This is a genomic window from Pseudoalteromonas sp. CST2, assembly GCF_028599385.1.
Classification (GTDB): Bacteria; Pseudomonadota; Gammaproteobacteria; order Enterobacterales; family Alteromonadaceae; genus Pseudoalteromonas; species Pseudoalteromonas atlantica.
Window position 1 is genome coordinate 60,132 of the sequence record NZ_JAQREO010000019.1, and the last position, 24,073, is coordinate 84,204.

The 24,073-nt window shown below is 40.3% G+C and carries 20 protein-coding genes and 1 pseudogene; 11 read left to right on the plus strand and 10 right to left on the minus strand.

Annotated elements, in window-relative coordinates:
• Positions 1 to 60: 60 nt before the first annotated feature.
• Complete coding sequence (locus PSH41_RS18625; RefSeq protein WP_029774161.1) at positions 61 to 930, minus strand: hypothetical protein; 870 nt, start codon at positions 928 to 930, stop codon at positions 61 to 63.
• Between the two features lie 387 nt (positions 931 to 1,317).
• Between PSH41_RS18625 and PSH41_RS18630 the strand changes: the two genes are divergently transcribed.
• On the plus strand, positions 1,318 to 1,581 hold the full coding sequence (locus PSH41_RS18630) for a hypothetical protein (RefSeq protein WP_029774160.1): 264 nt from the start codon (positions 1,318 to 1,320) through the stop codon (positions 1,579 to 1,581).
• Between the two features lie 209 nt (positions 1,582 to 1,790).
• On the opposite strand, the gene PSH41_RS18635 is transcribed toward PSH41_RS18630, so the two are convergent.
• Positions 1,791 to 3,167, minus strand: a complete 1,377-nt coding sequence (locus tag PSH41_RS18635) for an NAD-dependent succinate-semialdehyde dehydrogenase (protein ID WP_273589834.1) — start codon at positions 3,165 to 3,167, stop codon at positions 1,791 to 1,793.
• A 182-nt stretch (positions 3,168 to 3,349) separates the two neighbouring features.
• Positions 3,350 to 3,868, minus strand: a complete 519-nt coding sequence (locus PSH41_RS18640) for an NUDIX hydrolase (RefSeq protein ID WP_273589833.1) — start codon at positions 3,866 to 3,868, stop codon at positions 3,350 to 3,352.
• Positions 3,869 to 4,106: 238 nt separating this feature from the next.
• On the opposite strand from PSH41_RS18640, the gene PSH41_RS18645 reads away from it, so the two are divergent.
• The 6 genes from PSH41_RS18645 to PSH41_RS18670 all read left to right on the plus strand — a co-directional run bounded on the left by PSH41_RS18645 (position 4,107) and on the right by PSH41_RS18670 (position 10,511).
• Positions 4,107 to 5,447, plus strand: coding sequence for a sigma-54-dependent transcriptional regulator (locus PSH41_RS18645; protein ID WP_024031667.1), 1,341 nt, complete (start codon positions 4,107 to 4,109; stop codon positions 5,445 to 5,447).
• A 212-nt stretch (positions 5,448 to 5,659) separates the two neighbouring features.
• The gene (locus tag PSH41_RS18650) at positions 5,660 to 5,875 is read left to right on the plus strand and encodes a hypothetical protein (protein ID WP_004588505.1); all 216 of its coding nucleotides are present in this window, start codon (positions 5,660 to 5,662) and stop codon (positions 5,873 to 5,875) included.
• A gap of 27 nt (positions 5,876 to 5,902) precedes the next feature.
• On the plus strand, positions 5,903 to 7,387 hold the full coding sequence (locus PSH41_RS18655; RefSeq protein ID WP_248444284.1) for a sensor histidine kinase: 1,485 nt from the start codon (positions 5,903 to 5,905) through the stop codon (positions 7,385 to 7,387).
• The gene (locus PSH41_RS18660) at positions 7,388 to 7,849 is read left to right on the plus strand and encodes a response regulator (protein WP_024031669.1); all 462 of its coding nucleotides are present in this window, start codon (positions 7,388 to 7,390) and stop codon (positions 7,847 to 7,849) included.
• A gap of 61 nt (positions 7,850 to 7,910) precedes the next feature.
• A complete protein-coding gene (locus PSH41_RS18665) occupies positions 7,911 to 9,881 on the plus strand; it encodes an ATP-binding response regulator (protein WP_064386339.1) in 1,971 nt (656 codons plus the stop codon).
• A 15-nt stretch (positions 9,882 to 9,896) separates the two neighbouring features.
• Positions 9,897 to 10,511: a fumarylacetoacetate hydrolase family protein gene (locus PSH41_RS18670; RefSeq protein WP_248444286.1), complete on the plus strand. Its 615-nt coding sequence runs from the start codon at positions 9,897 to 9,899 to the stop codon at positions 10,509 to 10,511.
• Here PSH41_RS18670 and PSH41_RS18675 read toward each other — a convergent pair.
• From PSH41_RS18675 to PSH41_RS18685, 3 genes are all read right to left on the minus strand, one after another.
• The gene (locus tag PSH41_RS18675) at positions 10,468 to 11,346 is read right to left on the minus strand and encodes an ABC transporter substrate-binding protein (protein ID WP_273589832.1); all 879 of its coding nucleotides are present in this window, start codon (positions 11,344 to 11,346) and stop codon (positions 10,468 to 10,470) included. The genes PSH41_RS18670 and PSH41_RS18675 overlap by 44 nt on opposite strands.
• Positions 11,347 to 11,499: 153 nt before the next feature.
• Complete coding sequence (locus PSH41_RS18680; protein WP_273589831.1) at positions 11,500 to 12,552, minus strand: aldo/keto reductase; 1,053 nt, start codon at positions 12,550 to 12,552, stop codon at positions 11,500 to 11,502.
• Positions 12,553 to 12,618: 66 nt separating this feature from the next.
• Entirely contained in the window at positions 12,619 to 13,041 is a 423-nt protein-coding gene (locus tag PSH41_RS18685; protein ID WP_004588512.1) for an acyl-CoA thioesterase, read from the minus strand.
• A 476-nt stretch (positions 13,042 to 13,517) separates the two neighbouring features.
• On the opposite strand from PSH41_RS18685, the gene dinB reads away from it, so the two are divergent.
• Positions 13,518 to 14,570, plus strand: a complete 1,053-nt coding sequence (gene dinB / locus PSH41_RS18690) for a DNA polymerase IV (protein WP_273589830.1) — start codon at positions 13,518 to 13,520, stop codon at positions 14,568 to 14,570.
• Between the two features lie 238 nt (positions 14,571 to 14,808).
• Positions 14,809 to 16,344 carry a M17 family metallopeptidase gene (locus PSH41_RS18695; RefSeq protein ID WP_004588515.1) on the plus strand — a complete coding sequence of 512 codons (1,536 nt, stop codon included), beginning with the start codon at positions 14,809 to 14,811 and terminating at the stop codon, positions 16,342 to 16,344.
• A gap of 219 nt (positions 16,345 to 16,563) precedes the next feature.
• Here the strand turns inward: PSH41_RS18695 and PSH41_RS18700 are convergent, their stop codons facing one another.
• Both PSH41_RS18700 and PSH41_RS18705 read right to left on the minus strand, forming a co-directional pair.
• Positions 16,564 to 18,201: a methyl-accepting chemotaxis protein gene (locus PSH41_RS18700; RefSeq protein WP_273589828.1), complete on the minus strand. Its 1,638-nt coding sequence runs from the start codon at positions 18,199 to 18,201 to the stop codon at positions 16,564 to 16,566.
• A 143-nt stretch (positions 18,202 to 18,344) separates the two neighbouring features.
• Positions 18,345 to 20,570, minus strand: a complete 2,226-nt coding sequence (locus PSH41_RS18705; protein ID WP_273589826.1) for a S9 family peptidase — start codon at positions 20,568 to 20,570, stop codon at positions 18,345 to 18,347.
• Positions 20,571 to 20,682: 112 nt separating this feature from the next.
• On the opposite strand from PSH41_RS18705, the gene PSH41_RS18710 reads away from it, so the two are divergent.
• Positions 20,683 to 21,087, plus strand: a complete 405-nt coding sequence (locus tag PSH41_RS18710) for an HIT domain-containing protein (protein ID WP_004586851.1) — start codon at positions 20,683 to 20,685, stop codon at positions 21,085 to 21,087.
• 44 nt (positions 21,088 to 21,131) lie between these two features.
• Here the strand turns inward: PSH41_RS18710 and PSH41_RS18715 are convergent, their stop codons facing one another.
• Positions 21,132 to 22,832, minus strand: coding sequence for a dipeptidyl-peptidase 3 family protein (locus PSH41_RS18715; protein ID WP_248452019.1), 1,701 nt, complete (start codon positions 22,830 to 22,832; stop codon positions 21,132 to 21,134).
• A 275-nt stretch (positions 22,833 to 23,107) separates the two neighbouring features.
• Between PSH41_RS18715 and PSH41_RS18720 the strand changes: the two genes are divergently transcribed.
• Positions 23,108 to 23,947, plus strand: coding sequence for an HDOD domain-containing protein (locus PSH41_RS18720; protein ID WP_273589823.1), 840 nt, complete (start codon positions 23,108 to 23,110; stop codon positions 23,945 to 23,947).
• A 23-nt stretch (positions 23,948 to 23,970) separates the two neighbouring features.
• Here the strand turns inward: PSH41_RS18720 and PSH41_RS20150 are convergent.
• Positions 23,971 to 24,073: pseudogene (locus tag PSH41_RS20150) on the minus strand (IS982 family transposase); the annotation flags it as partial.

Consider the following 24,073-nt stretch of genomic DNA (forward strand, 5'->3'; position numbering starts at 1 on the left):
GGGCTCAATTCCAAGGGCTTTAATGTGCCATGAGCGGACTGTCGTAACCTTAGACTCTTGTTATGCGCTGATACACCTATTATTCTCATTGATTTGGTGTATGGCGACTTTTAATACCTGCAAACAAATTTTAGCTGTATACATTGTAGGGTTAAAGCCTGTACTCATTTGTTCAAATGGGTGAATGTAATTCCTAAAATCTCTGAGTGCATGACTAAATTTATGAACGTCATGATGCAATAAATTTATCTCTTTTGAAACATCGATAAAATTTGCAAGTGACCACTCTTGAAATGGCCTTACCTTCTGTTCCCGATTTTTGGGTGCGCTATTAGCGCAATTAAATATCCTTGGATTACTAGTTGCAACGCCAAGTAAAATACCCTCAAGAGTACTACCAGCCATAAGAATTACAGAGAGTGGAGCGTTAGCAGAAAAACAGTTTTCTATTTCTTTAATTCTATACTCAAGCACGCTAGTTATAGTGCTATCCAATTGAAGGTTAGATAGCTTTAAATCCTTAAACTCTTGGTTGAGAAAACCTTCTTCATCATTTGTTTTCTTAGGAGTAGTAAATTCAACTTTATCTAGTTTTTGAAACGAGATATCCGCGTGGTTTCTTACAACTTTCCATTTATCAAATGCGAGATATTTATTGAATTCTGAGATATGTAAATCAAGTTTTTCAGGGGTTTCAATAAAGCTAACAGGAGAGAATAAGTTTTTAATACATTTATCAATATTTGGTGTGCCATTGATTGCTGCAAGTCTTTCATCGGTATACATCCAACGCGAAGGAAAGCCTTGTCCGTAACTGTCACTAAATCCCAACTCATTGAAGAATTGAATTATTTTAGGCCCACTTCGGTATTCTGTTTCTTCATTGATAAGAATGCGAAGTTTTTCTAATGTTTTCGTTCCTAGAATCAAATCTCAAATCCTTGACTTTGCTTAAGCGCATAACAGCTTATTAAACACCATTTTGGTGGTTTATAACACACCAAAACGGCGTATATTACATACTCCGATAATTTCATCAATAATTACCTTTATAAACATGTTGTTGAAATAGTGTTAATTCAAAGCTTGTTATTTTGCATCAAAATGGCGGTTAATAATGTTATCGGGCAAAATTAGGAACCTACTCATCAAAACAAGAATAACTTTAACTTTTTCAGTGTCCGGTTATCGCTCATTATTGCCTGTCAGGTTAAATCTAGTGAAATAGATTGCATTGCATTGCATAGTTAAAGTTTTTATATTGTTCGGCAATATTTTACTTGGTGCTAATGAAGCACTGCGTGCAAAGGAAAGCATGTGAATTATAAAAAAATGTACTACCCAGTTAAGGCGCTTGCTGCCTTATCTTTAGTTGCAGTTGCAATCAAGTACTGGATGCCAACGGAGATTGGCTTTGCGTTTATGCTATTACCTTATTTGGTTTTGTATTTTTTAGCGAGTGCTAACAACTACCAAAATAAACGACTCTTTCTTATCAGAATTATAGCTGCATTATTTACTATTATTTTAGCGCCAGTTCTCATTTTTGGCATTGAACCTGACCCTCAGGCCGGAATCTAACTGCAATTAGTGCCTCAGAATTTATTATATTATTTTTTAATGTTGATAATGATTAAGAAGAAAAATGTACATTTTCAGCTATTAGTATTTAGTTTCGTGGGGTTTGGTCAGTAAAGGATGAGCTCTGCTGTAATCTAATTTTAAAGAAAAAAAACCTAAAAGAGATTACCCACTTTTAGGTTTTTTATATATTGGTATTTATAGCTAAATTAGCTATTAATCATAATACATTTGATATTCACAAATTCGCGCATACCAAAGCCGCCGTGCTCTCGGCCGTAACCACTTTCTTTAACACCACCAAACGGTAGGTTTGGTTGGGCAAGGCCGTAACCGTTAATGTTGATCATACCTGTGTCAAAGTGCTTTTTAGCTAGTTCAATGGCTTTTTTCTCATCTTTAGAGAAAATACCACCGCCTAAACCATAGCGAGAGTCGTTGGCGATGCGCATTGCATCGTCGTTGTCTTTTGCTTTAATGAGCGAGGCTACAGGGCCAAATAATTCGTCATCGTATGCTGGCATGCCCGGCGATAAATTATCAAGAATTGTCGGTGGGTAGTAGTAACCTGTTTGCGATGGTACTTCACCGCCTGTTACTACATTTGCACCTGCTTCAACGGATTGCATTACTTGGTCGTGAATTTTATCACGTAAATCTTCACGAGCCATTGGGCCTAGATCGGTATCTTCGGCCATTGGGTCGCCCATTTTTAATGCTTCAAATTGCGCTTTAATTTTTTCTTTAAAGTCATCATATAATGACTCTACAACCACAAAGCGTTTTGCCGATACACAGGTTTCGCCGTTGTTGATCATGCGCCCTGTAACACAGGTTTCAACAGCAAGGTCTAAATCTGCATCATCAAGTACTAAGTAGGCATCGTTACTGCCAAGCTCAAGCACTGTTTTTTTAACGTATTTACCTGCTTCTTCAGCTACTTTTTTACCGGTAGCGTCACTGCCTGTAAATGTTACGCCATTGATTGCTTTGTGTGAAATAAGCGCGCTGGCAGTTTTGCCATCAATAAGTAAGTTGCTAAAGCAATATTCAGGGAAGCCCGCTTGTTTAAACAGGGTATCGATTTTCTCTGCCATACCAAATACGTTACCGGCATGTTTAAGTACGGTGGTGTTACCAGCCATAATGTTAGCAGCACTGTAACGAATTACTTGGTAAAGCGGGAAGTTCCAAGGCTGAATACCTAATAAAACGCCCGTTGGTTGGTAGCTAACAATAGCGCGGCCGCCATCCATATCGCGCTCTTCATCGCCAAGTACTTGTGGGCCGTTTTCGGCTGTGTAACGACAAATACCAGCGCACAGTTCAATTTCTTGAAAACCTTGCTCGTACACTTTACCCATTTCTTCGGTCATTAGCTTAGCAATGGCTTCTTTTTGATCTTCAAATAAAGAGGCTAGTTTATTTAAATACTTAGCACGCTCGGTAAATGAGGTTTGGCGCCATTTTAAATATGTTTCGTGAGATTTTTCGACTACTTGCTCAGCTTCCTCTTGAGAAAGCAGCGTGTAGGTATCAATGGTTTGTTCAGTTGCGGGGTTGATTGTTTTAACTGTGTTACTCATTTTTATCTCCTTACAAATTAGTTATCAGTAAGGGTGCAAACACAAAGCCAGTTTGTTTTATAAAGTAAAATAGAGTTTAAGTTATTGAATAGTGGTCGCTTTAAATTTAATTATGGGATTTAAATAAAAAGCGAGTGATGAGCAAGCAGTAAAAAATACTGCTTTATGCAAATTTTACAGCCTTAGTTAAACAGTTGCTGTGCTATTTGTTTTAGTAGGTAAGTTTCACGAATGATAGACAGCCCTTGCTTTTCACTAAGGCTCATTGTGCGCTCGTTGTGTGCTATGGCGTCGTATATATTGGCCCATTTAGGCGTCATACCATTTTGTTGCTCGTAATGTTCAAGCTGTGCTTTGCCAAGCTCTTTGTCTGTATCGCATAAATAGCAATACGACTGTATATGTATAATATCAAAGTCGTCTTTGTACCAAGGGCGGTACTCTTCGTATAACCCAAAGGGTTTAATAACCTGTATATTTTGCGCGCCAGTTTCCTCGCTAAGCTCTCTTATTAACCCTTGCTCTAGGATTTCACCTTCATCCACACCGCCGCCGGGTAAACTGTAGTCTTCGTAGCGATTGGTATACATTAATAAAATGTGTGCATCTTTAATCACAATGGCGCGGCCTGTGCGGCGGGTAAATTGAGTGCCTTGGTTTAAATTTATGCCAGGGTGGACCATTGTTTTTAATAATTGCATTTTGTCTCCTTTTTAAAAGCAAAATTATATCAGCTGGTATACTTAGGCGAGTAGTAAAAATAATTCTAATTATTTTTAAAAATTATGATCGGTATGGCTTAAGTTTACGTACATACTGGGTTGTTAAAATTAAACGTTAAAAGACTCAATAGTTTAATCATTTTTAAGAGATTCTAGTAGCCCCTTTTATTTGCAAAATAGGGTGCGTAGAATAAGAAGAAAAGCATAGGGATTTATCATGTTAAACATACTTTTAGTCGATGATGACGTTGAATTTAGTGACGTTGTTTGCCACATTGTCGAATTCCTCGGGCACAACATTTGTACTGCAACTAGCTTAAAAGAAGCACATCAATGGTTTGAAAATAATACCTTTGATCACGTGTTGCTCGATTTTATGCTGCCAGATGGCAGTGGTCTTCATTTACTCGATCATTTAAAAATGATTGGGCAGTCTCCAAAAGTTACGCTTATTTCTGGCCACCCTTCAGTAAAAGGGATTTTGGCAGACATGTGTGAGCAAGATGTTGGGCATTTATTAAAGCCGCTGCAACGCGAAGACCTAGAGCTGGTATTAAACGGCCCTAAAAAAACAGCTAAAAAAGCTAAAGTTCCGGCTATTACTCGCCATTTTAATAGCTTAATTGGTGAATCAGAGCCAATGCAAAAGCTTTACACCATGATAGAGCGCGTAGCTAAAACCAATGCTAACGTGATGCTAATGGGGGAAAGCGGTGCAGGTAAAGAAGTGGTCGCCCAAGCAATTCATAACGCAAGCCAATGCGAAGGCCCTTTAGTGGCGAGCAACTGTGGTGCTTTGTCTAAAGAATTAATAGGTAGTGAGTTATTTGGCCATGAAAAAGGGGCTTTTACAGGTGCAATTGCCCGTAAAGAAGGTGTGTTTGAGCAAGCAGACGGCGGTACGTTATTTTTAGATGAAGTAACCGAAATGCCTATAGATATGCAGCCAAACTTACTGCGTGTACTTGAAACTAAAAAAGTAACACGTGTAGGCGGCAATCGTGAACTGCCTATAAACTGCCGCGTTATTTCTGCGACTAACCGTTCGCTGACCGACTTAGCGCAAAACAATATTATTCGTGAAGATATTTACTTTAGACTTGCGGTTTTCCCCATTGATATTCCTGCGCTGCGTGAACGAAAAGAAGATATTCCACTGCTTGCGAAAGCCTTTTTAGAGCAGCTTAACGATGAAAATGGCACTTCGTTTTATTGGCACAACGAGCAGCTAAAAGAACTACAGCAATACGAGTGGCCAGGCAATGTGCGTGAACTTCGCCACGCTATCCATCGCGCCTTTATTATGAGCGACCCACAATCGAGCGAAATTACACTTCCGGATAACTTAGAGTCGCCGTTTTCGCGTGTAAATACGCAAGTGGCCGACAACCATGTTTCGGCTGGGCAAACCATTGAAGAAGTTGAAAAAGAGTTAATCCACGCCACGCTAGATAAGGTGCAAGGTAATAAAACGCTAGCTGCGCAAATGCTAGGGATCAGTACAAAAACATTGTATAACCGATTAAACGCATACGGCGGAATTGGAGAATATAAATAACCTAAACTCTGAATAATAAACCTATCTCTAGCAGCTATTTTCAACGTTAACTGCGTTAAATTTGCTTGCAATAGGCCAGCTATTGACGCGTAAATTCGCCTTGTTTTCATTGAAAATCTCTGGCTAGAGAAAAGAATTTGATTATCACTATAATTTAATATTTTAGTGGCTCTCTTAATCAGAGTTCAGGTTGAATAAGTATAGGAAGTAATATGAGTGATGAAAAAGAAGTTAATACGCTAAATAAATTGGTACATGATGCGAGAGCTCCACTGAATAGAATTTCTATGAATGCAGAGCTCATTAAACTGGTATTAGAAAACGATATGCCAAAAGACAAAGCGTTAGCAGCACTCGATAAAATAATTTCAAACTGTCAGCAATGTAGCGAGAGCTTGCAAAACATTACTGATTTTAATAACAAGTAGTCATTTAAAATTAGGTATATACACATAATGAGTAAGCAAAAGCAGCAGGGTAAAGCGAATATAACGTGGGCCGCTTTTATCGCAATAGTACTGTGCATTATTGTTGGTAATGCAGTTTTAGCATTAAGTACTATTCAGGGATTAACGCAAACGCAAAAAAGCTTGGATAATACCAGCTTATTAGCCGATGCCATTGAGCGTCTTCACTTATCAATTGTGCAGGCAGAGTCTGGCCAGCGCGGCTACTTACTCACCGAAGAAGAAGACTACTTAATGCCTTATTACGATGCGATAGGGCAAATAGAATCGCAAATAGAGCATGTAAAGTCTCTACACTCTGAAATTGATGGCCAAGCTGAGCGAATTGCTGAGCTATTAGTGTTAACAGAAGCTAAAATTAAAGAGCTTAAACAAACGGTTAAGCTGGCTACTAATGACAAAGAGCGCCGTGCGTTATATGTACTAAATACGCACAGAGGGCGAGAGCTGTACAAAGATATTCGCGTTAAAGTTAATGATATTCAAGACCGAGAACTATTGTTTAAGGTGAGTCATTTTTCTAAGCTGGCACAAATAAAAAATGAAGCAAAAATCACCTTTGCTATTACAGCGGTTACCAGTGCGCTTTTAATAATTGGTATGTTTTTATTAACACGCCTAAATTTAAGAAACGCGGCTAAATACCGTGAGGAGCTTGAAAGACAAAACGAGACACTTGCAACAAAAGTGTCTGAGCGCACGCAAGAGCTGACCTTATATTCAGATGAGCTTAGCCGCTCAAACCGTGAGCTTGAAGAGTTTGCGTTTGTTGCCAGCCATGACTTACAAGAACCACTTCGAAAAATTCAAGCATTTAGTGACCGCCTAGAAACCATGTTTAAAGATGAGCTGGGCGAAAAAGGCATAGATTACATAGGCCGTATGAAAAATGCAGCGCAACGTATGTCTAACCTTATTAACGACTTGCTAGAGTTTTCGCGGGTAACAACGCGAGGTAAAGACTTTGATGACACTGACTTAAAAGAAGTAGTTGACGACATTTTAAGTGATTTAGAAGTGGCCATTAAAGAAAGCAATGCGCAGGTAGAGCTGGGCGAACTACCGGTTATTCAAGCCGATAAAAGCCAAATGCAGCAGTTGTTTTTAAACTTACTGTCTAACGCTGTTAAGTTTAGAAAACCAGGTGTTGAGCCACACATAAGCGTAATGTACGAGCACAAAGACGAGTTTAGTGAAGAGCACAACGAAAAAGTGGGTTGGCAAATTATTACCATAAAAGATAATGGTATTGGTTTCTCACAAGAGTATGCTGATAAAATATTTGTACCATTTCAGCGCCTGCATGGGCGTTCGGAATATAAAGGCACAGGGATTGGGCTTTCAGTTTGTAGGCGTATAGTTGAGCGGCATGGTGGGATAATTACCGCTCATAGTAAAGATGGTGAAGGGGCAACCTTCATAATAAAATTACCTGTGGAAACAACGCTTTTCACACTTCAAGGAGAGGCTTAGATGCCGTATTCAAAAGTGAAACCTATTACAATATTAATGGCAGATGATGACGAGGATGATCGCCTACTCACGCAAGATGCGCTCGCCGAAAGCCGTGTATTAAACGAGCTGCATTTTGTGGAAGATGGGGTTGAATTATTAGAGTACTTAGAGCGCAAGGGTAAGTTTGAAGATAAAAATTCATCGCCACGCCCAGGGTTGATTTTGCTTGATTTAAATATGCCACGTATGGATGGCCGTGAAGCACTTGAGGCCATTAAGGCAAACCCAAACCTTAAAGGCATACCGGTTGTTATTTTAACCACCTCTAAGCAAGAAGAAGACATGGTTAAAGGCTATAACTTAGGAGCGGCCTCTTATATTACTAAACCGGTAACGTTTGATGGCTTGGTTGATTTAATGAAAACCCTAGGAAAATACTGGGTAGAATTTGTAGAGCTGCCGACAACGTTTAACGACTAAATAAGTAGCAACATTAAGCCCCTAATTAGGGGCTTATTAAATGCAAACAAAAGGAGGTAGTATGTTAGATAAAGTGACTCGCTTACTTTTAGTAGAAGACGATGAAGATGATTACATTCTCACTTGCGACTACTTAGATCAGTTAGATTCACATACATTTGACATAGAATGGATAAGCTCTCCTGAGCAAGCAATAAGCATTTTAAGTAAAAACGATCACGATATTTGTTTGCTTGATTATCGATTAGGCGCCTCAAATGGGCTAAGTGTATTAAAAAAGGCCATTGCTAATGGGTTTAGCGGGCCAATTATTATGCTTACGGGGCAATCTAATGATGAATTAGACTCTGCAGCACTGGATGCCGGCGCGGTAGATTACCTTATAAAAACAGAAATGAGTTCGAGCCGGTTTGCTCGCGCTATACGTTATGCTTTAGCGCGTAAAGATGTTGAAGGCGAGCGAGTAGAGCGTTTAAAAGCCGAAGCAGAGAACCGCTCAAAAGACAGATTTTTAGCCCACTTAAGCCACGAATTACGTACCCCGCTTTCATCTATATTAGGTTACACAGAGTTACTGCTACAAAGCGACTTTAGCAAACAGGCCGAAAACGAACTAGGGGTTATTTATCGAAACGGTAAGCACTTGCTGAGCTTGTTAAACGATGTGCTCGATTTATCTAAAATTGCTGCCGACAAATTAGAGCTCACCTTAAGTGAAGTAAACTTAGATAGCATGCTGGCTGATGTTTACACCTTAATGCGTGTATCTGTGCTTGATAAAGGCTTAAACCTTCGCTTTGAGTCTCTACAGCCCTTACCTCTTATTGTGAGAGTAGATGCTACCCGCGTACGCCAAATACTCATTAACTTAATCAATAATGCGGTTAAATTTACCGAAAAGGGCGAAATAGTGGTTAGTGCCTGGACCGAGTGGGTCGATGAGAAAGAAATGCTATTTTTTAGTATTAAAGACTCAGGCATGGGGATTGCCCCTGAAAAACAAGCACTCATTTTTAAACCCTTTGAGCAAATAGCCGATGTAGAATCGCGCTCTGTTGGTGGAGCAGGCTTAGGCCTTGCTATTTGTGCCGAGCTATTAGCGCGTATGCACGGCAGTATTGATTTAACTTCTAGAATGGGCGAAGGCTCTACCTTTACTATTTCGGTGTACCCAGGTGATATAAGTGAAGTAGAACGCCAAGTATTAAACTTTAGTAGTGGCTCGCAATTACAGACAAAATCAGCCCCCTGTAAAGTGACTGGCCGCGTATTAGTGGTTGATGATTTACGCGATTTACGCATGTTAGTTGGCCATATGATTAGCACATGTGGTGCGCGTGTAGACTACGCCGAACATGGCCAGCAAGCGCTTGAAAAAGTAAGAATTGCCGAGGCGTATCGCTCTCCTTATGATATTATTTTTATTGATATACATATGCCTGTAATGGGTGGTAAAGAAGCCACAATAGAGCTTAGAAAAATGGGCTACACAGGCCCAATTATTGCGCTTACTGCCGCCACTATGAAAGGCATACATGAAGAGCTTGCCGCCCTTGGCTTTAACGATGTAATACCAAAGCCCGTTGATAGCTCTTCTTTGTATCAATGCTTACAAGATTACTTAGTATCGCCAGAGCATGCGCCTCAAGCTAAAAATATTCACAGCGACAAAGCTGTAATAGAGAAAAAACAGCGCTTTTTATTGGTTGAGGACGACCAAGATGCAGCGCAAATTACGCAGTTGCTGCTAGAAAGTTTAGGGGTAGAAACCGTTATTACCTCAACGTGTGCACAGTGTTTACAAACCCTCAATCATGACCAACAATTTAATAAGGTATTGCTCGATATGCACTTACCTGACGGGCGTGGTGTAGATTTAGGGAAGCAAATTAACGAACGTTACCCTGACTTAAGCTTGGTGATTGTTAGTGGTGCAGAGCCCGATCCTAAGCAGATCAAAGATTTAAATATTAATCATGTACTTTTGAAACCGATTAACCTGAGCTTATTAGAAACCTTGATCAGCTCGTAATTTAGAAGTTATTTTATGCAGTCGATAAAACTAGAAAGTGAGCTATTAACCCCCTCTAAAGTAGTATGCGTTGGGCGTAATTACACCGCGCATATTGCTGAGCTTAATAATGAGCTACCAGATCAAATGGTATTGTTTAATAAACCGAACAGTGCCCTTTCGTCTACCTTATTTGCTACGCACAATAACGACACACTGCATTATGAAACCGAGCTGTGTTTTGTTATTAAAAATAATGAGTTGGCAGGCGTAGGTTTAGGATTGGATTTAACTAAACGTACCGTGCAAAGTAAGCTTAAAAATAAAGGGTTACCGTGGGAGCGCGCCAAGGCGTTTAACGGCTCGGTATTATTAACGCCCTTTGTCGCTATAGCGGATGCTGAGCAGGTGTTTACGTTTGAGCTTAAAATTAACGATAACGTTATTCAACAAGGCGATACGCAATTTATGATACATAAGCCTAAAGATATTTTAAGTGAAATTAATGAGTTTATGCACTTAGAAAATGGCGATGTAATAATGACAGGAACGCCTGCAGGCGTAGGGGAAGTGCCTGCAAACAGCGTATTTACAGTAAGCTTGTATGCTAATTCGACGTGCTTGTTATCGCAGAGCTGGCAGGCACAATAGGATTAAGTATTTGCTGTTGGTAATGCTTAGTAAACTGCGGAAAACTTTGCTCTAACCAAAAACGCTGACTATTTATATAAGCAGGCGATTGTAATACCTGCTTATGTAGCGCTTTATTTATTTTATTAAGCGCCTTGGTAGCAAAATCATTCGGTGCTCTTACTGCACACCCTATAGCCCCTAAAACAAACTCTCTGGGGTCTTCTTCAATTGGCAAACTGACTATATTTTTAAACTTACTGTGATTGACAAAATAATCCCCCATAAACGGGTAGTCTATTGTGTAATCTAAAAAGCCGCGACTTAAGCGAGCAATAACAGCTTGGCTTTCATTTTCGCTGCTCCAGCTTAGCGATGCTTTATGATACACCGTGGTGTTTTCGATTATTTTATTAATTTTTGAAGTAAACTTGCGCGCCGCGGCTTGACCATATACATATTGCTCGTCTGACAATAAATGAATAAGTTTAATAGGGCTGCCATGCTTAGCGTGTATTTCTGGAGCAAGTTTTTGAGTGGTTAAAACCGAAAAAGGCGGGTACACCGTAGTGGGGGTAGAAAATTGTAAAACGCCATTGGCTGTTTTTTTATGAATAACACACGGGAAGCATACATTATCGCCTTCATTTAAGTGCTTATTAATTCGCTCTTGCGGCACGATTAGTCGTGTATGTTTTACATCATCAATGCTGCTAATTAGTTGCTCGGTGAGGTTGTCGCAAATACCACCTTGCGGCGCATGCGAATCTTTATCCATATGAAACGGGGGCGTGTAACTTTGTAACCATACAATTTCTTCAATTGGGTGAGTATTATCAGCGTACCCGTAACGCATTAAAGCACCTAGTACACCAAAGAATAAAATTACATTTCTAAGCATAACTCACTAAAAATAATCCATTTAAGTTAACTTTAGTATAGTTTTACTTTGTATATGTTCAAATGTAAGAGAGAAAAAGGCAGTAAAAAAACTGCCTATTATTTTGGTTTAGTATGGCTGCGGGTAATCTTTAAAAATAGTACCAATTTCAGCTAGTGTGTCGTCGCTTAAAGTTATGCTAAAAGCGTCAATGTCTTCTTTTAATTGGTCCATGCTGGTCGCACCAATAATTGACGAGGTAACGCCATCGACTTGATTACACCAAGCAAGTGCCAATTGGGCTGGGGTTATGCCGCTTACATGTGCAAGCTCTACATAACGCTGCGTGGCTTTTTGCGCGTTAGGGGTATCTCTAAAAATACCATTGCGCTGCATAAATGTCCAACGCGAGCCAGCTGGGCGCGCGCCGTTTAGGTATTTACCCGTTAGCAGGCCTGCAGCAAGCGGTGACCAAGGTAAATAAGCAATGTCTTCATGGATACACTGCTCAATTAAGTAGGGCCAATCTTTAGCGTGCGCTAGGCTAAACTCGTTTTGAATAGACACCATACGCGGTAAATTATGCGCTTTTGCTAAATTTAGAAATTGGCTAATGCCCCATGGGGTGTCATCTGAAAGGCCACAATATTTTATTTTTCCGGCTTTAACACACTCATTAAGGCCCTCTAAAATATCAAGCATACCCGCTTGTTGTTGCTCAGTATCTACGTCACTAAAAGTGAGTTTACCTGGCCACTGCCTGCCAAAGTGTGGGGTAGAGCGATTAGGCCAATGCAATTGGTATAAATCTATGTAGTCGGTTTGTAGGCGTTTAAGCGAGTTATCTACGGCCTCAATGACAGCGCTGCGTGTTATATCGCCGCCATCTCGTACCCACGACAAGCCATTGCCTGCAATTTTACTCGCCAATACAATATCACTGCGCTTTCGCGCATTGCGACTTAGCCAGTTACCTATAATTTGCTCTGTTTTACCGTAGGTCTCTGGTGAAGGAGGAACGGCATACATTTCGGCAGTATCTATAAAATTAACGCCTTGTGCCAAGGCATAAGCTATTTGCTCATCGGCGTCTTGTTGGGTATTTTGTTTACCCCAAGTCATGCTGCCTAAGCATACTCTAGAAACATCAACACCGCTGCTGCCTAACGGACTGTATTGCATTTAAAATCCTTAAATTATGTAAGATCTTGAGAGTGGATAATTAATACCAATTCGCAATAAACCTACTTAAGCGAATTGGTGTAGTGCCGATAGTAATGGCTCTGAAATCGCCGCTTTTTGTCCTGTTTTAAAGTCAAACATAACAACTTGAGAATAGCCTGTGGTAGTAATAGCTTGCTGAGCATGGCTAAATACAGAGTAATTCATCATAAAACGGTCGCTTTTTATATCTGAAATAGTAATACCTACGGTTAAGGTATCTGGGAAGGTCACTGGACGTTTATAGCGAATATTGTTTTCACTAATGACCGGGCCTATTCCACCTGGTTTTATCGTATCAAACTGATTTATTTTATTTAGAAAATCGATACGCGCAATTTCAAAATAACGCAAGTACACCACGTTGTTAACATGTTGTAGGGCGTCCATATCGGCCCATGCTACGGTGATATCGGTATGAATAGGGTGCTGATCTTTGAACCTTTGCATGTATGTGTACTCTTAGTTTTAAATGAATGAGGTTATCAATATGGTGTTTGTAGCTCAAGACAATAAATGCCATGTTTTTTTATAAGATGATTGTACCTATTTATTTTTAGGACTACAGTTAAATAACACAGACAACACACACACGAGAACACACATGCAAAATATAATTAATTGGGCTTTAGCCAGTTTAGTTTTTATAGCGTCTTTTGCTTGCTATGCAATGGGTAATGCCTCCGGCGGCATAATGCTTTTAGCTGCGGGGTTTTTATTGGAGTTTGTTTTTTGGCTACATTGCTTTAAAAAATCAAAGCGCTTTAAGCAGCCGTTTTAAAAAAGCTGTTTAAAGCTTGTACGGTTTAACGCGCTACACCTAGTAGCGCTTTTAACTTTAGCAAGTTAAACAGGCTTTAATGGGCTTGCTTAATGAAAGTGAATCCTTAATAATGGCTGTATAAATAAACAGTTGTTATGTGGTAATGAAAAAGTTTATTCATATCGACATGGACTGCTTTTATGCAGCGGTTGAAATGCGCGATAACCCCAAACTTGCCAGTGTGCCTTTAGCGATTGGTGGCAATAGCCGTCGTGGTGTGCTCTCTACAGCAAATTATATAGCGCGCGAATATGGTGTTCGCTCGGCTATGTCTAACTACCGCGCTAAGCAATTATGTCCCGATTTAGTTATTGTGCCTGGGCGCATGGCGGTTTATAAAGAAATTTCTAACCAAATACGCGCTGTATTTAAACGCTATACCGACCAAATAGAGCCGCTGTCGCTTGATGAAGCTTACCTAGATGTAACCAACAGCACCGCATGCAAAGGCAGCGCAACGCTTATTGCTCAGCAAATTAGAGCAGATATTTATAACGATACCGGCCTTACTGCCTCTGCCGGAGTTGCCCCCATTAAGTTTATTGCCAAAATAGCCAGTGACGAAAATAAACCCAATGGCCAATTTGTGGTTTTACCGGATGAAGTTGATGCGTTTTTAAATAATTTACCCCTGGGTAAAATCCCTGGTGTGGGCAAAGTAACCCTCGAAAAGCTTAATTTAAAGGGGTTATACACAGGTAAAGACGTTCGCGAGAAAGGCGTTAATTGGATGCAGCAGCACGTGGGGAATTTTGGTGTATCGCTTTATCAAAAATGTGCTGGCGAATATATTGGTAAAGTAACCACTGAGCGAGTGCGTAAATCCCTTAGTGTTGAACACACCTATGAATACAATAAAAATAGCTTACAAGAATGTTTAGATCAGTTACCTAAATTACTGGAAGAGCTAACAGCGCGCCTTAATAAGCAACAGCTACAAAATCGTATTAATAAGCTAAGTGTAAAAGTGAAGTTTGCAAACTTTGTTGTTACCTCTGCTGATCAAGCCCATCATCAATTAAATACCGCTATTTTTACTGAATTACTCTCTAAGGCGTATCAACGAGGTATGCAGCAACCAGTGCGTTTATTAGGTATTGGGGTGGGTGTTAAAAATGAACCTAATTTAAATTTGCAACTGAGTATTCTTGATTAACTACATGCTTTTTGCAATTTAGAGTGCTTTAGCAAAGTAATTTAAACGTGGAGCAAGCAGCGGCTACCTTTACTAAAAACTATATAGTTGTTGTTAATTTCTTCTTAAAATATGGAGTCACTTTAGTTAGCTGTAAAACCAAGTTGCCAGATTAAAATGAGCTGATCGCAGTTGGCTGGTTTTGTGTTTTTATATCAACGATAATAGCCCCTTATGTTTTCTAACAGGAGTTTTACTTATGGCATATCCTCAAGCGATAGCTGCACAATCACTTAGTGCAAGCTTTGACTCATTTTCTCACGATGCACTTATTATAATTAGTGATGACTTTTCTCAATTAGCCAATAACTCATTAAGTGATGCTATCGAATCACACGCTAAAGTAGATTCTCGTATTGGTAAACAAGTTACGTTTTTAGTGGTTGATAATGTACGTGTTGTTTTAGCACCTACGGGGCCGCTTAACCGCGATTACGATGATGTAAGACGCTACTTTGATGCCGCTAAGCTAGCGATTAACGAAGCAAAAGCCGCGGGCAGTGTAAACCCTGCTATTTACTTACCTAAATTACATACAGATGCGCGTTACCAGCATGCATTAGAAGTGGCGTATTTAGGCGCATGCCAAGCATTGTGGCAACCTTTAGAGGCGCGCGAATACCATGGCGAAAGTATTGAGCCTATTACGCAAATAGGTTTAATCGATGCAAATGAGCAAACAGTTAAAGCTGTAAATGCAATTGCAGCAGGGCAATATGCGGCGCGTGATTTATGTGGTACTGAGCCTGAACGTATGGCGCCACCACGCTTTGCTGATTACTGTGTTGAGCTTTTTAAAGGCTCTAAAGTAGCGGTTGATGTGATTGACGATATTAACACGATAGATAAAAACTACCCTATGCTTAGCACCGTTGCTCGCGCATCTTATGCGGTTGAGCGCCACCACCCACGTGTTGTAAAGCTAGAATACGTGCCAGAAGGTGAAGTAACGCGCACGCTAATGTTTGTTGGGAAAGGCTTAGTTTACGATACCGGCGGCGCCGATTTAAAAGTAGGCGGTTACATGGCGGGTATGAGCCGTGATAAAGGTGGGGCTGCATCCGTTGCGGGCTTTATGAAAGCCGTGGCAGATTACCAACCTAAAGGCGTTAAAGTTATTTCTTATTTAGCTGTGGTTCGTAATTCAATTGGCTCAGATTGTTTTGTACCAGATGAAATTATCACTAGCCGTGAAGGCGTACGTGTCCGCATTGGTAACACCGATGCAGAAGGGCGTTTAGCTATGGGTGACCTACTTAGCGAAATGAAAGATGTCGCCAAAGGCGAAGTTAATCCAACATTATTCACCGTAGCAACCCTTACAGGCCATGCGGCACGTGCTATGGGCCCTTACGGAGCGTATGTTGAAAATGGACCTGCACGTAGCGCTAATACCTCTCGTCAAATAGCGGATTGTGGTGATTTATGGGCAGATGCAGCTGAGGTTTCTCGCTCTCGCCGTGAAGATTACGACTTTATCAAACCGCGTACCCTTGCTGATGATGTTTTATCAAGCAATAATGCGGCCTCTGCTGTTACAGCCCGTGGGCATCAATTCCCTATGGCGTTTTTAGCCGTTGTTGGTGGGCTTGATAAACACGGTAACGACTCTGAGCAGCCGCTTCCTTATGTACATATGGATATTGCTGGTAGTGGTGTCGAAGGCGGTGATTGGCAGCACGGCAAGCCAACCGCAGCATCAGTAACCAGCTTATTTGCACGCTACTGTATGTAATACCAATCCGCAATAATACTTAATCATTTTTCGGGGCTAAACGTGTCGCTATCTGTGTTAAAAAATTCTCATTTAGAACAACTAAATAGCAAATTTTTTGCCTAGCCATCAACACGTTTTTCCATCCTAAAAATAGATCATTTAATTATGCGAAATGGTATAAGCTAAAAACGCTTATGTAATAAAAAGCCCTGTTAATTCAGGGCTTTTGTTTTTAAATTATTTTAATTTAAAGCGATTAACCACGCTCGAAAGCCCTTGGCTACTTTGTTTAAGGTTATCGCTGGCATCGGTAAGTTGCTTTGTATTATTTAGTGATTGCTCGGTTGATTGAGATAGCTCGTTAATACGTAAATTAACCTCGTCAGCAGCTTGTGTTTGCTGCTCTGTGGCACGGGCTATTTGGCTGTTCATGTCGGTAATTATAGATACCAGCCTTTCTATTTCATTGAGTGATGTATCGGCAGATGAAACCTGCTCTACTGTCGTCACCGACAGTGCTTGGCTTGATTTTACCGCCTCTACTGCCGCTTTAGCGCCTTCTTGTAATTTAGTGATCATGGCTTGAATTTCATCTGTGCTTTGCCCGGTTCTGCTGGCTAATGTGCGCACTTCATCGGCAACAACTGCAAACCCTCTGCCGTGCTCGCCTGCACGAGCCGCTTCTATAGCAGCGTTGAGTGCAAGTAAGTTTGTTTGCTCCGATATACTTCTGATCACATCAAGCACAGAGCCTATATTATTACTTTCGTTTGCTAAATCTTCAGTTACTTGGCTCACTGTTTCTATATTACTTGAGAGTGTTTCTATAGCGGTAATGGTATTCGCTACCACGTTTTTACCGGTTGAGGCATTGTCTGCTGCATCATTGGCTGCTTGTTCAGCGGCGTCGGCATTACGACTCACATCATGAATTTGGTGCGTCATTTGCTCCATGGCGGCGGCTACTTGTGTGGAACTGTCGTTTTGTAGCTCAATGAAGGAATGGCTTGTTCTACTTGACTCATCCACCGTGTGAGCGTGTCTGCTTACATCATCTGCACTGTGCGATACATGCACTAACGACTCGCGCATTTTTAAAACAAATAAATTAAAAGAGCGTGACAGCTCTGATATTTCATCATTGCCCGATTCGTTTAGCGTACGTGTTAAGTCACCTTCACCTTGCGATATGTTTTTCATCATGTCTGCGGCAAGACGAGTAGGCGTGAGTATACTTTTACCAATAAAGTAACTTAATAAAATGACAGCAATAATCATAACTAAAGCGCTAATTATGATGAGATTACGCTGCTCGCTAAATGCTTCATCTATTGAATCTAGGTATACGCCTGAGCCAATAATCCATTGCCACGGGCTAAAGCCTTTTACAAATGCGACTTTATCTACCGGCTGGTCTTTTCCTGGTTTTGGCCATTTATAAGGTATAAAACCTTCTTTTTGTTGTTTTACAATGTTCACCATTTCTACAAAAAGTGCTTTGCCATCGGGGTCTTTATTATTACTTAAGTCTTTACCGTTAAGCCCAGGCTTTATTGGGTGCATTACCATTTTGGGCTGGTAGTTGTTTACCCAAAAGTAATTTGTTTTGTCATAGCGCAGCGCTTTTATAGCGGCCAGTGCTTGTGATTGAGCCTGCGCTTGTGTGAGTGTATTGTTTTGTTCAAGCTGGTGGTAATGCTCAATAACACTGTATGCCGTTTCTACTACATTTTGGGTTTTTAGATATTGCTCGTTTTTGAGTGAGCTATATTGATGAGTTAAGCTAGATATACTAAGTACTATTAAGCCAAATACAACAATGGCTATTAACAGTAAAAAACGCTGGAAAATACTGAAACTACGTAGGTTAAGCATTAATTTGTCCTCAATTAGTGTACGCCTTAGCGCATAGAATAAGCGTAGCTAAAAAAAGCGTTTAATCTAGGCTCACTAACTTATTAAGACAAAAAAAAGGCTGATTTTTCAATCAGCCTTTAGTCTATTTAGTCGTCATATGATTATTTAACATCAAAATGTCGATTAAAGAAGTTTGTGATGGTTTGGTGTAAATGTGTTTGCACCTGTTTACCGCGTAAGCTGTGTTTTGAGCCTGGGTAGGTCATCATTTCAAACTGTTTTTCGTTATCTTGTAGTTGTTTAAATAATTTAGTGGCGTGGGTAAATAACACGTTGTCATCGGCCATGCCATGGTAAATCATTAATGGGCCTTTTAAGCCATCAGCGTATGGGAATACGGCGCTGTCTTCGTAGCCTTTGGCATTGGTTTTTGGATGACCAAGGTAGCGCTCAGTGTAATGGGTGTCGTAAAGTGCCCAGTCAGTAACTGGTGCACCCGATACACCGGCTTGAAAGTAATCGCCCGCTTTAAACATGGTCATTAGGGCCATGTATCCGCCATAACTGTGGCCATAAATACCAATGCGTTGTGGGTCTACGTAATCAAGCGTGCGTAAAAACTCAACCCCTTTAATTTGATCAGCTACTTCTACAACACCTAAGTGTTTGTAAATAGCGTCTTCAAACTTTTTACCACGGTTGTATGAGCCTCGGTTATCGAGCTGAAAAATAACATAGCCTTGTTGCGCCATGTATTGAAAGTACAAGTTTTTGCTGCGCCAGCTATTTGTAACGCGTTGTGCATGCGGGCCGCCGTATACATTAACAATTACTGGGTGCTTTTTGCCGTCTGCAATATTACTTGGTTTAAACAAGCGGTAATGCATTACTTGGCCATCTTCAGCTTTAATTGTGCCGTACTCTGGAGTTGCTAAATCACTTAAATAAGGTGTTAATGGGTGGCTATCATCAAGCTTATTTTGTTCAAGCCATGTGATAAATTCGCCATTTACTTTACGAAGAGCCGCCGAGTTAGGCTTGTTTACCGATGAGCTATTATCAATAAACGTTTTGCTGTCTTTAGCCATTACCACTTTGTGGTATTGGCCTTGTTCGGTGATGCGCTTAATATTGCCTTTTTTAAACAGTGGTGCGCTGTATAAATGGCTTTCAAGCGGGGTGTCTTTACGTCCTGCAAAGTACACTATGCCTTTTTTCTCATCTACGCCTTTTAAGCTATCAACAACCCAGTCTCCTGAAGTGATTTGTCGAATTAGCTGGCCGTTAGTGCGGTACAAATAAAGGTGTTTAAAACCATCACGCTCAGAAGCCCATACAAAATGCTTTTTGTCTTTTAAGAAATGCAGATCAAAGTTTAAATTGATCCACGTATCGCTGTTTTCTGTTAGCGCTACTTTTTGCGTTTTAGTATCGCTATTGTAAAAGCGTAGTTCTAACTTATGTTGTGAGCGATTTTGCCATTGATACGAAAGGGTTGTGCTATCTTTTAGCCATTTAGTACGTGCAATGTAAATGTCTTTATCGTCGCCTAAATCAACCCAGTCAACGTTTTGATTATTTAAAGACACAACGCCAAGTTGAATCTCAACGTTGTCGGTGCCTGTAAATGGGTAACGTTGATTAAATAGCTTTACTTCGTCTGCATAAATTTCGTTACGGATAGCTTCTTTTACTGGGGTTTCATCTACGCGGGTAAATGCAATTTTAGATTCATCGCCTGCCCACCAGTAGCCAGTCATACGGCTCATTTCTTCTTGCGCTACAAATTCGGCCATGCCGTTTTTAATAACGCCGCCGCCATCTTTACTTAGTTGAATTTCTTTACCCGAATCAAGTGCTAAAGCGTAAAGGTTTTGCTCGCGAATAAACGATACATAGTTACCTTTAGGAGAAAAACGGGCATCGGTTTCAAACGCTTCTGTATTGGTAAGTTTTTTACTTTTACCAGATGCAAGCTCGTAATAATACAGGTCACCATTGAGTGGGAATAACAGGGCTTTGCCGTCTTTAGACCATTTATACTCTAAAATACCTTTACCAAAAATACGTTGGCGTTCGCGGCGTGCTTTTTCCTCATCAGAGAGGTTTTCTGGGCCTGAAAACAGCTTTGCAGAATCAACCAGTATTCTGTTGGTGTTATCTTTTAAGTTGTATTCCCATAAATCATAACGGTTGTAGTCATCGGTTTTACCTTGCAGGTAAGTTACGCGGCTACCGTCTGGTGAAAACTTAAGTTGTACGGGAGCTTTACCCGACAAGCTCGGATCATCAAAAATACGCTCTAGCGATAATGGTTTTGCTTGTACGCTCAGTGCGCCAACAGCTAGCGGTAGTGCGAGGGTTAAGTGTTTTATTTTTTTTAGCACAAGGTTGCCTTAGCTTATTATAAATATTGTATTAAATGGTAAAGCTAAGCGTGTGCAACTGCAAATAAATGCTATAAAGTGGCCATTATTAAAGACTAACTAGGATGTGACGATGACGAACCACACTTTTGAACTCGCCCCAGAGCTTAAGCGCGATTGTATAGAACTGGCAGATTGGCCTTTATGTAAGGTGTTATTACTTAACGACAGCCAATACCCTTGGTTTGTATTGGTACCCAGAAAACCTAATTTAAAAGAGATCATCGATTTATCTGATGCCGATCAAATTGTATATTTAAAAGAGTCGGCCAAACTCAGCAAGCTTATTATGCAAGTGTTTAGCCCTGATAAATTAAACGTGGCCGCTTTGGGTAATATGGTGCCGCAATTACATATTCATCATATTGCACGTTTTACAACTGATGCTGCGTGGCCTGCACCGGTGTGGGGTAAGTTTCCAGCAAAACCATACACAGATGAGCAAATAATAGCGCTAAAAAAAGCGCTGCAGTTATAAACTACAGCGCTTTATTAAACTATTACAAAGTATTACGTGTTGGGTTAGTTAAGGCCTAACACGTCTTTACCTTGTTTAAAGGTTACATCAACCGGAATATTCGCTTGGCTTAGTTTTTCTAGGTCTTTAGCAAGCTCTTCTTTAATATCGCCATGAGTGGCAATTAGTTGATCTACTTTTTCGTAATCGCCGTCACCTTGTAATGTTAAAATTAAGCGCGACAGCTTAGCCATAGCCACGCCCATTTTTTCCATATTTACACGGTATAAACCCTCTTCATTTTTAGAAAAAGCGCCTTCTTGTGCAAAAAAGTTAAAGCGGATCATGTTTGCTTTACCATGTGCGCTTGATGCACCAAAACGTACTGAGCGGAAAATACCCGCCATAAAGGTGGTGTAGTAATCTTCTAATGTGCCTTCGGTAATTTCGCCTTTTTTAAGTAACTGCTCAACCATGTATAAACCTAAAATATCGGCTTTACCTTCTTCAAGTGCACTGGCGTGCTCTTGTAATGATTGGCGCACAGTGCCTTTATTTGTAATGGTGTTTTTAATACCTAGGCCATGAGCCACTTCGTGAAACATGGTATTGGCAAAAAAGGCGTTAAAGGTAATATGCTTACGTTGCTCAGGTACAATTAACTGCTCAGCAATTGGCACTAAAATTTTATCAAATTTTGCACGCATTGCGTTTTTAAGCTGCAGGCGACGAGTGCCTTTTTCAAGCTGTACTTGCTCATCGTTTGGTAAGTTAATGGCAATCGTTTTGCTGCCCGCATTTGAGTGACCTGCATAGTAAACCACATCGTAAGCATTTAAGTCAGCGTCTGAGCCTGGCACTTCTTGCTTATATTTAGCATCTACCGGTAAACCTTTTTGAAGCTCTGGTAAAAAGGCCGCAAATTTAGCTAGGCGCTCGCTCCATTTTAAATCTTTAATTAGTACATACGACTCATAAGCAGAGCGGTAGCCAAAGAGTTGATCTTCATAGGTTTCAATTGGGCCAATAACCACATCAACTGGGTTATTTTTCATGTCCATCCAGGCAAAGTCAGAACCCTGAAAATCATCATTTTGTAGTGCATCAGCACGTAGGTTTAAGTAATTGGCAAATTCTTTATCATCGGCAAGCTTACTGGCTTCACGTAACAAATCTGCTGCTTTAGCTAACTCCTCAGCGTATTCTTTTGAGTAAGGCACGCTGTAAAGGTTACCTTGCTCATCACGTTTAATTAATGAGTAAAGGCCTTTTTTATCTTCTACGTCGGCATTATTTAGCTCTTCTTTTGTTATGTCGGCTGGGTAGAATTGTGCGCCAAGGGCTTTTTCTTTGTAACCTGATAAAAACGGTTCGTCACCATTTAAACGATCCCAAGGGCCGTAGTTAATATCAGCAAATTTACGTACTTTTTCATCACTTAGTTTTGCTAAAAAAGCGTCTTTATTATCGCCAAAAGCCTGCTTCCAAAATAGCTCGTCCATAATTTTAGAGGCATCGATAAGCTTAGCAACCATGGCTTTTTGATTCTCACTTAAATGAGATAGGTCGGCTTTTAGGCTAAAGTCGGTGTAAATATCTAAACGTTGTTTATCAATATTAATTAAATCTGGGCCAGCTTGCGCGGCACTTTTTTGAGCAAGTTCTACACCTGTGGCTTCGGTCGAAGAGGGGGCTTGCTCTGAGCATGCACTAAGAAAAACGACGCCTGAGAGTAAAATTGCTTGGCTAATTTTGTTTAAGATCATTTGATTGCCTGTTAAAAAAGTAAGTTTAATTATTTGTACGCTTAAATTTAATTGCTAGCGCGTACAAACGTTTCCTTATAGTGACTGCATTAAAGCAAAACTAAATGGTAAATAGCAAGTGTTTGGCGGTGTACCGCGTCTGCAGGCGATAATAACAATTAATTTATATAATTTTCTTAACTTTATCGGTAAGTTAGATAATACTCATTGTATTACTCATTTTATCCGAGGTTAGCAGTTGCATTGCGGCCCAGAAACAAAAGGATGACAGTTCTATGTCTACAGAAAATGCACTATTAACGATTTTGGTTGATAGAATCAATAACGACACTTTGGTTTTACCTACGTTACCTGAAGTTGCAATTAAAGTGCGCCAAGCGGCCGATAACCCTGATGTAAACCTAATGCAAATGTCAGACGTGATTGGGCAAGACCCGGCTCTTTCAGCGCGAATGATTAAAGTTGCTAACAGTGCAATTATGGGCCGAGCGGTTAAAGTGTCTAACTTACAGCAAGCGGTTACGCGCATTGGTTTACGCCAAATTAAAAATATAGCAACCGCAATGGCAATGGAGCAGCTGTTTGTTTCTAATAATGAGCTAATAAAAGGCTACATGAGTAAAGCGTGGCAAAAAACGCTAGATGTGGCGGGGCATTCAATAACGCTTATGGCGTTTTATTTACAAAATAATAAACGTACATCGTTAAATAGTGACGCTATTACGTTGGCGTCGTTGGTATATAACATTGGTGTACTGCCTATTTTAACCGAAGCTGAGCGCCACCCAGAGGTGTTTGCTAACCCAAGCTTTTTAGCACATGCAATTCAAAAGCTCAGTGGTAAAATTGGTGGCTCAATTATGGGAGCGTGGGAGTTTCCACCTGAATTTGTAAATGTTGCTAGGCATTGGGCAGACCCTACGTATCGCCCTGAAGAGATTGGTTATGTTGATTTTATTCGTATTGGCGCTATTTTAGAGGGGACTTTACAGGTTTCTGATAAATCAGCGGCTTTACAAACTTACATAGATAAAGGCGTTATTCCTTCTATGCAGCTATTTTCAAGTGACGAATACAACGACATGCTCGAAAATGTAAAAGACACATTTAGCTAATTAACCTCAGATCTGCATAAGAATTAAAGTCGAGTCACTTTTATACTCGGCTTTTTAGTCTGAAAAGTATAGGCAATTAATCCAGCCATTAAATTAACCATAAATGAGATGCAGCTGCGGTGCCTT

What these genes read in the sequence shown, in the direction of transcription:
- PSH41_RS18720 (WP_273589823.1), top strand. Translation starts at nt 23,108, where the DNA reads ATGTCTACAGAAAATGCACTATTAACGATTTTGGTTGATAGAATCAAT.
- PSH41_RS18655 (WP_248444284.1), top strand. Translation starts at nt 5,903, where the DNA reads ATGAGTAAGCAAAAGCAGCAGGGTAAAGCGAATATAACGTGGGCCGCT.
- PSH41_RS18695 (WP_004588515.1), top strand. Translation starts at nt 14,809, where the DNA reads ATGGCATATCCTCAAGCGATAGCTGCACAATCACTTAGTGCAAGCTTT.
- PSH41_RS18700 (WP_273589828.1), bottom strand. Translation starts at nt 18,201, where the DNA reads ATGCTTAACCTACGTAGTTTCAGTATTTTCCAGCGTTTTTTACTGTTA.
- PSH41_RS18665 (WP_064386339.1), top strand. Translation starts at nt 7,911, where the DNA reads ATGTTAGATAAAGTGACTCGCTTACTTTTAGTAGAAGACGATGAAGAT.
- PSH41_RS18675 (WP_273589832.1), bottom strand. Translation starts at nt 11,346, where the DNA reads ATGCGTTACGGGTACGCTGATAATACTCACCCAATTGAAGAAATTGTA.
- PSH41_RS18650 (WP_004588505.1), top strand. Translation starts at nt 5,660, where the DNA reads ATGAGTGATGAAAAAGAAGTTAATACGCTAAATAAATTGGTACATGAT.
- PSH41_RS18635 (WP_273589834.1), bottom strand. Translation starts at nt 3,167, where the DNA reads ATGAGTAACACAGTTAAAACAATCAACCCCGCAACTGAACAAACCATT.
- PSH41_RS18660 (WP_024031669.1), top strand. Translation starts at nt 7,388, where the DNA reads ATGCCGTATTCAAAAGTGAAACCTATTACAATATTAATGGCAGATGAT.
- PSH41_RS18710 (WP_004586851.1), top strand. Translation starts at nt 20,683, where the DNA reads ATGACGAACCACACTTTTGAACTCGCCCCAGAGCTTAAGCGCGATTGT.
- PSH41_RS18715 (WP_248452019.1), bottom strand. Translation starts at nt 22,832, where the DNA reads ATGATCTTAAACAAAATTAGCCAAGCAATTTTACTCTCAGGCGTCGTT.
- PSH41_RS18680 (WP_273589831.1), bottom strand. Translation starts at nt 12,552, where the DNA reads ATGCAATACAGTCCGTTAGGCAGCAGCGGTGTTGATGTTTCTAGAGTA.
- PSH41_RS18670 (WP_248444286.1), top strand. Translation starts at nt 9,897, where the DNA reads ATGCAGTCGATAAAACTAGAAAGTGAGCTATTAACCCCCTCTAAAGTA.
- PSH41_RS18640 (WP_273589833.1), bottom strand. Translation starts at nt 3,868, where the DNA reads ATGCAATTATTAAAAACAATGGTCCACCCTGGCATAAATTTAAACCAA.
- dinB (WP_273589830.1), top strand. Translation starts at nt 13,518, where the DNA reads ATGAAAAAGTTTATTCATATCGACATGGACTGCTTTTATGCAGCGGTT.
- PSH41_RS18685 (WP_004588512.1), bottom strand. Translation starts at nt 13,041, where the DNA reads ATGCAAAGGTTCAAAGATCAGCACCCTATTCATACCGATATCACCGTA.
- PSH41_RS18645 (WP_024031667.1), top strand. Translation starts at nt 4,107, where the DNA reads ATGTTAAACATACTTTTAGTCGATGATGACGTTGAATTTAGTGACGTT.